This window comes from Streptomyces sp. NPDC059853 (genome assembly GCF_042731495.1).
Classification (GTDB): Bacteria; Actinomycetota; Actinomycetes; order Streptomycetales; family Streptomycetaceae; genus Streptomyces.
This window is the reverse complement of record NZ_JBHWJL010000400.1, coordinates 1-3,831: the sequence shown is the minus strand read 5'-3', so window position 1 is coordinate 3,831 and position 3,831 is coordinate 1. Positions and strand designations below refer to the sequence as shown.

General features: G+C 72.3%; 2 protein-coding genes. Both read right to left on the bottom strand.

Annotated features, from left to right (window positions below):
- Positions 1 to 116: 116 nt before the first annotated feature.
- Positions 117 to 938 (bottom strand): helix-turn-helix domain-containing protein, encoded by an 822-nt coding sequence (locus tag ACFV5N_RS25655; RefSeq protein WP_385604280.1) that lies wholly within the window; start codon positions 936 to 938, stop codon positions 117 to 119.
- 154 nt (positions 939 to 1,092) lie between these two features.
- On the bottom strand, positions 1,093 to 3,768 hold the full coding sequence (locus ACFV5N_RS25650) for a DNA translocase FtsK (protein ID WP_385604277.1): 2,676 nt from the start codon (positions 3,766 to 3,768) through the stop codon (positions 1,093 to 1,095).
- Between the last annotated feature and the right edge of the window lie 63 nt (positions 3,769 to 3,831).

The window sequence follows — 3,831 nt, the reverse complement described above, 5'->3', positions numbered from 1 at the left end:
GATTAAGGAGTTGGTCACAGTTAAGTGGGTCCGCGACGCTACGCGCCCCCCCCGCGCTGCACCCGCCCCCGCTCCCACGGCGGGGCCGGGGGGTGGGGGCGGGGCGGGTGAGCCGGTCAGCCCTCCTCGGGGTCGCCCTTGGTGTACGTCAGCCGCTGCACCTGGCCCGGCTCCCCGACGCTGTCCAGGGGCTTGCCGTTCACGTGCAGCTGCACCGCGCCCGCGTTGCCGAGCACCAGGTCGATCTGCTCGTCGTCGACGAACGTCTGGGAGTCGCCGTCCTCCAGCACCCCTTCGAAGAGCAGCCGGCCGCTGGCGTCCTTGGCGGAGATCCAGCTCGATCCGCTCTCCACCGTGGCCATGACGGTGACCTTGTCCGCCGGCACCCCGGCGACCGCCTCTTCGGAGGGGTCGGGCTCCGGATCGGCGGGCGGCGGCTCGCTCTCCCGCTCGGCGCCCTCCGGGCCGTCCTCGGCGGTCGGCGAGGGCACCGGGCTCTCGTCGGCCAGCGACCCGCCGGAGGAGCTGCCGCCCCCGCCGGCGAAGGTGAAGCCGACGAACGCGATCACCGCGACGATCGCCGCCACCATGGCGGCCGTCCAGTTGGGGCGGCGCGGCTCGGGCCGGATGCGCTCGGCCTCGAAGACCGGCGCGGTGGGCGCCGGCAGCGGGGCCTCGCCCTCCTGCTCCGTGTACAGCGCGATCACCTCGGCCGGATCGAGCCCGACCGCACGCGCGATCATCCGGACATGCCCGCGCGCGTAGACGTCGCCGCCGCAGCGGGAGAAATCGTCCGCCTCGATGGCATGAATGATCTGGGCCCGCACCCGAGTGGCGGAACTGACCTCGTCTACGGTCAGCCGCGCATCGATCCGGGCCTGCTGAAGAGTGCGACCGACGGAAGGCCGGTCCTTGGCGGGGGAAGTGCCGTTGGACACGGGCGGGCCTTTCGAGCGTGATACCGCGTGCTGTGCCCACAAGTCTAGGGGGGACGCGGAAGGAACGGGCAAGCGGGCCGGTGAACATTGTCCGCCAACCGAATGGTCCCGCCCCGACGGCTTCGGCACGGCCCACGACGCCACGGATTACGCCTTATGAGTGAGTTTCACCCCGGATCACCGCGAGCACCCCCGCGAGTTCGTCCGGCTTCACCAGCACATCGCGCGCCTTGGATCCCTCGCTCGGCCCGACCACGCCCCGCGACTCCATCAGGTCCATCAGCCGCCCGGCCTTGGCGAAGCCCACCCGCAGCTTGCGCTGGAGCATCGAGGTGGACCCGAACTGCGTGGTGACCACCAGCTCCGCCGCCTGGCACAGCAGGTCGAGGTCGTCGCCGATCTCCTCGTCGATCTCCTTCTTCCGCCCGGAGCCGCCCACCGTGACGTCGTCCCGGAACACCGGCGCCATCTGCTCCTTGCAGTGCTTCACCACGGCGGCCACCTCGGCCTCGGTGATGAACGCGCCCTGCATGCGGGTGGCCTTGCTGTCCCCCATCGGCAGGAACAGCCCGTCGCCCTTGCCGATCAGCTTCTCCGCGCCCGGCTGGTCCAGGATCACCCGGCTGTCGGCCAGCGAGGAGGTCGCGAACGCCAGCCGCGAGGGCACATTGGCCTTGATCAGCCCGGTGACCACATCCACGCTGGGCCGCTGCGTCGCCAGCACCAGATGGATCCCCGCCGCCCGCGCCAGCTGGGTGATGCGCACGATCGCGTCCTCCACATCGCGCGGCGCCACCATCATCAGGTCGGCCAGCTCGTCCACGATGACCAGCAGATACGGGTACGGCGCGGGCTCGCGCTCGCTGCCCGGCGGCGCCGTCACCTTCCCGGCCCGCACCGCCGCGTTGAAGTCGTCGATGTGCCGGAAACCGTAGGCGGCCAGATCGTCGTACCGCAGGTCCATCTCGCGCACCACCCACTGCAACGCCTCGGCGGCCCGCTTCGGGTTGGTGATGATCGGGGTGATCAGATGCGGAATGCCCTCGTACGCCGTCAGCTCCACCCGCTTGGGGTCCACCAGCACCAGCCGGACGTCCTCCGGCGTGGCCCGCAGCATGACCGAGGTGATCAGGCAGTTGATGCACGACGACTTGCCGGAGCCGGTCGCCCCGGCCACCAGCAGATGCGGCATCTTCGCCAGATTCGCCGCCACATAGCCGCCCTCGACATCCTTGCCGAGCCCCACCAGCAGCGGATGCGTGTCCCCCACCGAATCGGCGGTCCGCAGCACGTCCCCGAGATTGACCATCTCCCGGTCGCTGTTGGGGATCTCGATACCGACCGCCGACTTGCCGGGGATCGGACTGATGATCCGCACATCGGGACTGGCCACCGCGTACGCGATGTTCTTGGTCAGCGCGGTGATCTTCTCCACCTTCACGGCGGGACCCAGCTCCACCTCGTACCGGGTCACCGTCGGCCCCCGGGTGAACCCGGTGACCGCCGCGTCCACCTTGAACTCGCTGAACACCGTGGTCAGCGACTCCACCACCGCGTCGTTGGCGGCGCTGCGGGTACGCCCCGGGCCGCCCCGCTCCAGCAGGTCCAGCGACGGCAGCGCGTAGGTGATGTCCCCGGCCAGCTGGAGCTGTTCGGCGCGCGGCGGCAGCACCTCCACCTGCTCGGGAGCGGCCTTCGTCAGATCCGGCACCCCACCCGACGGCGAGCGCTGCGCGGGCGGCCCCGCGCCCTCCGCCTGCTGCCGGGTACGGGAGCGGCCGGTGGTCACCCGGCTGCTGAGATCGGCCACCAGCGGCGAGGGCTGCACCCCGTGCAGCACGGCGCCGTCCAGCGCGGCCGCGGTCGCGGCGGCCACATCGATGGGGTCCCCGTCCCTCGCGTCCGGCGCCCTTCCCTTGCGCCCCCGCCCGGTACGGCGCTGCTCCAGCGCCTCGTGCTCCAGGGCCTCCGCCCCGTCGGCCGGCTCCGGCTCCGCCCGGCCCGGCCGGCGCCGGGCCCGCGCCGGCCGCTCGCTGTCGTGCCCGGCGTCCTCGACGTACCCGTCCGCGCCGTCCTCGGCGTAGATCCGCAGCCGCACGGCGGCCTGCCGCACCCGCCGCGGAATGGCGTTCACCGGCGTCGCGGTGACCACCAGCAGCCCGAAGACCGTCAGCAGCACCAGCAGGGCCACCGCCAGCATCTCACCGAGCGTCAGGATCAGCGGCCGGGACGCCGCCCAGCCGAGATAGCCCCCGGTGTCGCGCAGAGCCTGCGCGCCCTCGCTGCGTCCCGGCGCGCCGGTGGCGATGTGCACCAGGCCCAGCACCCCGAGCACCAGCGCGGTGAGCCCGACGACGATCCGCCCGTTCGCCTCCCGCTTCTCCGGATGGGCGAACAGCCGCACCGCCATGAAGCCCAGCAGCAGCGGGCAGACCAGATCCATCCGGCCCAGCGCACCGGTGATCACCAAGGTGATGAGGTCGCCGACCGGGCCCTGGAGATTCGCCCAGGTACCGGCCATCACGATCAGCGCCAGGCCCAGCAGCAGCAGAGCCAGCCCGTCCTGCCGCAGATCCGGGTCGAGCCCCTTGGTGCCGCTCCGTATGCCGCGCATCATCGCCCCCACCGAGTGGGCGAGGCCCAGCCAGAGGCGGCGGGCGACGCGCACCACGATGTTCCGCCGGGGCGCGGCCTTCTTCCTGGCCGGCGGCTTGCGCGCGGCGGTCTTCTTCGCGGGCGCTCGCTTGGTGGGCGCCGTCTTCCTGGCTCCCCCGCCGCTGCGCCCGGCGCTCGCACTGTGGGAACTCCTGCCGGACGTACCTGAAGCCATGAGGGGCAGATTACCGGGGACTTCGCGCCGGAGCACGGACACCGCTCCCGGGCGCCCCCGCAT